Annotated in this window: 5 protein-coding genes; 3 read left to right on the top strand and 2 right to left on the bottom strand. The window is 70.1% G+C overall.

Annotated elements, in window-relative coordinates:
• A partial coding sequence (dbpA, locus tag AC27IO_RS18395) for an ATP-dependent RNA helicase DbpA (protein WP_498740071.1) occupies window positions 1-1401 on the bottom strand: 1401 nt, incomplete at its 3' end.
• Between the two features lie 106 nt (window positions 1402-1507).
• Here dbpA and AC27IO_RS18390 point away from each other — a divergent pair.
• The 3 genes from AC27IO_RS18390 (at window position 1508) to AC27IO_RS18380 (ending at window position 6282) form a co-directional block, all read left to right on the top strand.
• Complete coding sequence (locus AC27IO_RS18390; RefSeq protein WP_498740070.1) at window positions 1508-3580, top strand: putative bifunctional diguanylate cyclase/phosphodiesterase; 2073 nt, start codon at window positions 1508-1510, stop codon at window positions 3578-3580.
• A gap of 47 nt (window positions 3581-3627) precedes the next feature.
• The gene (locus AC27IO_RS18385) at window positions 3628-5109 is read left to right on the top strand and encodes an AMP nucleosidase (RefSeq protein WP_284392916.1); all 1482 of its coding nucleotides are present in this window, start codon (window positions 3628-3630) and stop codon (window positions 5107-5109) included.
• A 78-nt stretch (window positions 5110-5187) separates the two neighbouring features.
• Window positions 5188-6282: a GGDEF domain-containing protein gene (locus AC27IO_RS18380; RefSeq protein WP_498740068.1), complete on the top strand. Its 1095-nt coding sequence runs from the start codon at window positions 5188-5190 to the stop codon at window positions 6280-6282.
• 47 nt (window positions 6283-6329) lie between these two features.
• Here AC27IO_RS18380 and AC27IO_RS18375 read toward each other — a convergent pair.
• On the bottom strand, window positions 6330-6740 hold a 411-nt coding region (locus tag AC27IO_RS18375; protein WP_498740066.1), incomplete at its 5' end, for a fructose-specific PTS transporter subunit EIIC.

The raw sequence follows: 6740 nt of genomic DNA, 5'->3' as shown, positions 1-6740 counted from the left end.
GCCATCCACCAGCCGTGCCTTCACAAGCTTGCCCTTGACCCGGCCGGCCGCCAGGCGCCGCACCACGTCCTGGGCAATGCCCCGTTCCACCGCCACGTAGGTGGAAAAATCGTTCACGTTGATCTTGCCCACCTGCTCGCGCGCAAAGCCCATCTCGCCGGTGAGCGCGCCCAGCACGTCGCCCGCGCGGATCTTTTCCTTGCGCCCGCCGATGATCTGGATGGTGGCCATGGGCGGTAGCAATGGCCCGCCGGGAGCGGCGGTCAGCTCGGACAGCGGGTGCCATTCCGACTCGCGGCCCTGCAGCTGCTCGATCTTGCCCACGCTGCCCATCTCGGGCAGGCTGGCCAGGCTCAAGGCGAGGCCGTCGGCGTCCGCGCGGCCGGTGCGGCCGATGCGGTGCACATGGATCTCGGGATCGGGGGTCACGTCCACGTTGATCACCGCCTGCAACTGGGCGATGTCCAGGCCGCGCGCGGCCACGTCGGTGGCCACCAGCACCGAGCAGCTGCGGTTGGCGAACTGCACCAGCACCTGGTCGCGCTCGCGCTGCTCCAGCTCGCCATAGAGGGCCAGCGCGTGAAAGCCCTGCGCCTGCAGCACGCCCACCAGGTCGCGGCACTGCTGCTTGGTGTTGCAAAAGGCGATGGCCGATTCGGGCCGGAAGTGGTTCAGCAGCTGCGACACGGCGTGCAGGCGCTCGCTTTCCTTCACCTCGTACCAGCGCTGCGCGATCTTGGCCGAACCATGCTGGGCCTGTACCGTGATGCGCTGCGGCTCCTTCATGAACTGGCGCGCCAGGCGCTCGATGCCCTCGGGGTAGGTGGCGGAAAACAGCAGCGTCTGGCGCTCGGCCGGGCACTGGCGCGCGACCTTGGCGATGTCGTCGAAAAAGCCCATGTCCAGCATGCGGTCGGCCTCGTCGAGCACCAGGGTGTTGAGCGCCTGCAGATCGAGCGTGGCGCGCTCCAGGTGGTCCATCACCCGCCCGGGCGTGCCCACCACGATGTGCGCGCCGTGCTCCAGGCTGGCGATCTGCCCGCGCAGCGGCACGCCGCCGCACAGGGTGACCACCTTGATGTTCTCCTGCGCGCGGGCCAGGCGCCGCACCTCGGTGGCCACCTGGTCGGCCAGCTCGCGCGTGGGGCACAGCACCAGGGCCTGCACCGCGAAGCGGCGCGCATTGAGGTTGGCCAGCAGCGCCAGGGCGAAGGCCGCCGTCTTGCCGCTGCCGGTGCTGGCCTGGGCGATCAGGTCGCGGCCCAGCAGGGCCACGGGCAGGCTCGCGGCCTGGATCGGGGTCATGCGGGTGTAGCCCAGCTGCTGCAGGTTGGACAGGGTCGCGGGGTGCAGCGCCAGGGAGGAGAACTCGGCGCCAGCGCCGGAAACGGAAGAAGTCATCCCCGGATTATCCCGGGGCCCGGCCGACGCGAGGCGGGCAAGGGCTTGCACCCCTCGCCAGCGGCGCCCCGATCGGCTATAAAACTTCGAGATACAAGGGTGGGACATGCCAGACACATCAAGCCGAGCGGACGGTCCTTCCCAGGACCCCCACTGCAGCAGTTCCCTGCTGCGGCTGCTGGCCGACTCCGTTCCGGCGCTGCTGGCCTACTTCGAATCGTCCACCCTGCGTTGTGTTTTTGCCAATCAGGGCTACGCCGAATCCACCGGCCACACGGTGGAGGCGATCCTGGGCAAGACGGTGCAGGAAGCCATCGGCGACAGCGCCTGGGCCTCGATCCAGCCCCAGATCCAGCAGGTGCTGCGGGGCGAGCGCGTGCAATACACGCGCAAGCAGCGGGTGCGTAGCGGGCCGCCGCGCATGATCGAGGTCAACCTCATTCCCCACCTGCACCCCAAGCTGGGACTGATGGGCGCCTTCGTGCTCATCAACGACATCACCCACCACTGGGAGGCCGAACGCGCGGTGCGCGAGAGCGAAGAGCGCATGCGCAAGTTCTCGCAGGCCACCGAAGAGGCCATCGTGTTCCACCGCGAAGGCCTGGTCACCGACTTCAACGAAGCGCTCACGCGGCTGATGGGCTACTCCCTGGCCGAGGGGCGCGGCCGGCGCATGCTCGATTTCGTGAGCGAGGAGTTCCGCCCCGTCACCGAGGCCTATGTGCGCGAGGGCCGCGAAGAGCCCTACGAAGTCACGGTGCTGCACCAGGACGGCCATGCCGTTCCCGTGGAGATCGTCGGCAAGACCATGCCCTGGAAGGGATCGGACTACCGCATCGCGGTGCTTCGCGACATCACCGCGCGCCGCCAGGCCCAGGAGCGCGAGGCCTTCCTGGCGCGGCACGATGCGCTCACGCAATTGCCCAACCGCACCACGCTCATGGAGCGGCTCACCGCCGTGATCGAGGCCGCACAGCGCACGCCGCAGGCCGCCGCCGTGCTGTTCATCGACATGGACCATTTCAAGACGGTGAACGACTCGCTGGGCCACGAGGCCGGCGACATGCTGCTGTGCGAGGTGGCCCGCCGGCTCGTGCAGGGCGTGCGCTCGGTGGACATCGTGGCGCGCGTGGGTGGCGACGAGTTCGTCGTGGTGCTGCGCGACGCGCAGGACCGGCCCTCCGCCCTGGCGGTGGCCGACCAGCTGCTGGCCGACGTGTGCGCCGTGTTCCATGCCGACGGCACACCGCTGTCGGTGTCGGTCTCCATCGGGGTGAGCATGTACCCCGACGACGGCGACACCGCCGCCGAGCTGGTGCGCCGGGCCGACGCCGCCATGCAGCAGGCCAAGGACAGCGGCCGCGCCAACCGCCAGGCCTACGCCCCGGGCATGGAGACGCCCTCCACCGGCGTGCTGCAGCACGAACGCCTGCTGCGCGACGCCATCCTGCACGGCGCGTTCGTGCTGCACTACCAGCCGCAGGTGCGCCTGGACGACGGTGCGCTCGTGGGCTTCGAGGCGCTGGTGCGCTGGCGCCACCCCGAGCGCGACCTGGTGGGGCCCATCGACTTCATCGCCTTCGCCGAGGCGCGCGGGCTCATCACGCCCATCGGCCGCTGGGTGCTGGTCGAGGCCTGCCGGCAGATCCGGGCCTGGCACGACGAGGGCCTGCCGCAGGTGCCGGTGGCGGTCAATCTCTCGGCGCTCGAATTCCGCCAGCGCGACGTGGCCGGCGAGATCGCGGGCGTGCTGCGCCAGACGGGCCTGGCACCGCGCTTTCTGGAGATCGAGCTCACCGAATCCGTGCTCATGCACGATGCCGACCAGGTGCGCCACACGCTGGAAGCGCTCAAGGCGCTGGGCGTGCGCGTGTCCATCGACGACTTCGGCACCGGCTACTCGTCGCTCGCCTACCTCAAGCGCTACCCGATCGACAAGCTCAAGATCGACCGCTCCTTCGTCTCGGACACGCCCGCCAACGAAGACGACGTGGCCATCGTCACCGCCATCGTCCAGATGGGCCGCAGCCTGCAGATCCAGACCGTGGCGGAGGGGGTGGAAACCGATGCCCAGCGCGACCTGCTGCGCGCCCTGGGCTGCCATCTGGCGCAGGGCTACCTGATCTCGCCGCCCATGGACCCGCGCCAGACGCGCGAGTGGCTGCTGAAAAAAAGATAGCGGGCCCGTCATCGGGCAGACCCGCGCGCCCGTGGACAATAGGGGCCATGGCCCAGATCCCCGACTTCACCGAGCCCACCCTTCATACCGATCCCGCCGAGGCGCTGTCGCAGGTGCAGCGCATCTACCAGCAGCAGATCGGGCACCTGCGCGATGCCATGCAGCGCTTCGTCGCCGGAGAGACCCCTGCCAGCCACGTGCGGGCCTTCTACCCCTTCGTGCGGGTGCAGACCACCACCGTGGCCCGCGCCGCCACCCAGCTGGCCTACGGCTTCGTGGAAGGCCCGGGGCGGTATGAAACCACCCTCACCCGGCCCGACCTGTTCGCCAACTACTACGCCGAGCAGTTCCGCCTGCTGCGCAACAGCCACAACATCGAGCTGGAGGTGGGCATCAGCAGCCAGCCCATCCCCATCCACTTCTCGTTCGCCGAGCACGACCACATCGAGGGCACGCTGACCGCCCAGCGCCGCATGCTCATGCGCGACGTGTTCGACCTGCCCGACCTGGAGGCCATGGACGACGGCATCGCCAACGGCACCTGGGCGCCCCGCCCCGGCGAGGCCCAGCCCCTGTCGCTGTTCACCGCGCCGCGGGTGGACTACTCGCTGCACCGGCTGCGCCACTACACCGGCACCGCGCCCGAGTGGTTCCAGAACTTCGTGCTGTTCACCAACTACCAGTTCTACATCGACGAATTCGTGCGCCTGGGCCATGCCGAAATGGCCAAGCCGGACAGCGAGTACGTCGCCTTCATCGAACCGGGCAACGTCGTCACCCGCCGCACCGGCCTGCCGGCCCAGCCGGGCGACGAGCTGGGCGTGGCCCCGCCGCGGCTGCCGCAGATGCCGGCCTACCACCTCATGCGGGCGGACAAGAGCGGCATCACCATGGTCAACATCGGCGTGGGGCCGTCCAATGCCAAGACCATCACCGACCACATCGCCGTGCTGCGCCCGCACGCCTGGATGATGCTGGGCCACTGCGCGGGCCTGCGCAACAGCCAGCAGCTGGGCGACTACGTGCTGGCCCACGCCTATGTGCGCGAAGACCACGTGCTCGACGAAGAGCTTCCGCTGTGGGTGCCCATTCCCGCGCTCGCCGAGATCCAGATGGCGCTGCAGCAGGCCGTCGCCGACGTCACGCAGATCGAGGACGCCGACCTGAAACGCATCATGCGCACCGGCACCGTGGCCAGCACCGACAACCGCAACTGGGAGCTGCTGCCCGACAACATGCCCCAGCGCCGGTTCAGCCAGAGCCGCGCCGTCGCGCTGGACATGGAGAGCGCAACAATCGCCGCCAACGGCTTTCGCTTCCGCGTGCCCTACGGCACCCTGCTGTGCGTGAGCGACAAGCCCCTGCACGGCGAGATCAAGCTGCCCGGCATGGCCAACCATTTCTACCGCGAGCGCGTGGACCAGCATCTGCGCATCGGCATGCGCGCCATCGACATCCTGCGGGCCGGGGGCGTGAGCCGCCTGCACAGCCGCAAGCTGCGCAGCTTCGCCGAGGTGGCCTTCCAGTGACGCACCGGGTGGGCGCCGCCACCAGGGATTGATGCGGCTGGATTTCGTCACCCTGATGGCCATCACGGCCACCAACCTGTGCATGCTCTCCGCGGCCCTGCCGCTGATCATGGGCCGCGCGCGGGCACCGCCGCGCGCTGGGTGCAGGCCAGCCTGCTGCTGCAGGGCCTGGCCTGGGCGGCCATCATCGCGTCCTCCTACGCGTGGGACCAGACCCTGTCCACCCTGTCCATGGCCGCCAATTCCCTGGCCCAATGGGCCCTCTTCGAGGCCCTGGCGATCTGGCTGGGGCCCCGGCCCGGGCGGCGCCTGGTGCAGGCGCTGGTGGTGGCGATCCCGCTGGGCTACACCCTGGGGTTTTCGCACTACGCGTTTCGCGTCGGCTGGGCCAACCTGCTGCTGGCCACGCTGCTGCTGGCCGTGGCGCGCGCCACGCTCTACCCGGCCCATCCAGCGCACTCGGTGGACCGGCGCTGGCGCTTGCTGCTCATGGGCTGCCTGGCCACGATGGCCGCGTTCACCGCCGCGCGCGGCGTGCTGGGCGCCTTCACCGACGCCTACCCCAGCTTCCGCACGCCGCACCCCGTCAACATCGCCGCGGCCGTGGCCGCCAACGTCACCCTCGTGCTGGGCACAGTGGCGGTGCTGGTCGCGTGGCGGGACGAGGCCGAGCAGCAATTGCGCACCCTGGCCATGACCGATCCGCTCACCGGCCTGCTCAACCGCCGCGGCTTCGAATCGCACGGCCAGGCCCTGCGACAGCGCGCCGCGCGCCAGCGCCTGTCCCTGGCCGCCCTGCTGCTGGACCTGGACCACTTCAAACGCATCAATGACGCCTACGGCCACGAAGCCGGCGACCGCGCCCTGGCCTGGTTCGCCCGGCTCGCCCAGTCCATGGCCGGGCCGCATGACACCGTGTGCCGGTTCGGCGGCGAGGAATTCGGCGTGCTCCTGCTGCATGCGCAGCAGGAAGAGGCGCAACGCTTCGACCAGCGCCTGCGCGAACGCCTGCAGGCCGAAAGCGCCCAGGCCCTGGGGTTTCCCATCGACTACAGCGCCGGCGCGGCGCTGTGGCACGGCGGCGAAGAGGACCTGGCCGAGCTCATGGCCCGCGCGGACGCGGCGCTGTATGCCGCCAAGGAACAGGGGCGGCGGCAGCTGGCCATGGGCTAGGAAAACAGAACGCAGAACGGGCAGTGCCGCCCCTTTCGCCGAGGGCGCTACGCCACCGCCACCCGCCGCTTGAGCACCCCCAGCGCCAGCGCCGTCACCCCCGTGCCGGCCGCGATCGCCAGCGCGTACAGCACCACGTGGTTGACCGCGTTCGGAATGGCCAGCACGAACACGCCGCCGTGCGGCGCCTGCAGGCCGATGTTCCACATCATCGACAGGCCGCCCGCCACGGCCGCACCGGCCATGCAGGCGGGGATCACCCGCAGGGGATCGCGCGCGACGAACGGGATGGCGCCTTCGGTGATGAAGGCCAGGCCCAGCACGGCGACGGCCTTGGAGGCCTCGCGCTCCTCGGCGCTGAAGCGGCTGCGGAACACCCAGCACGCCAGCGCGATGCCCAGCGGCGGCACCATGCCCGCGGCCATGGTGGCGGCCATCGGGTTGGCCACGCCGCTGGC

It is taken from the genome of Acidovorax sp. KNOB132, assembly GCF_057541515.1.
Note: the sequence above shows the minus strand (reverse complement) of the source record. Positions and strands in the feature narration are given on the sequence as shown.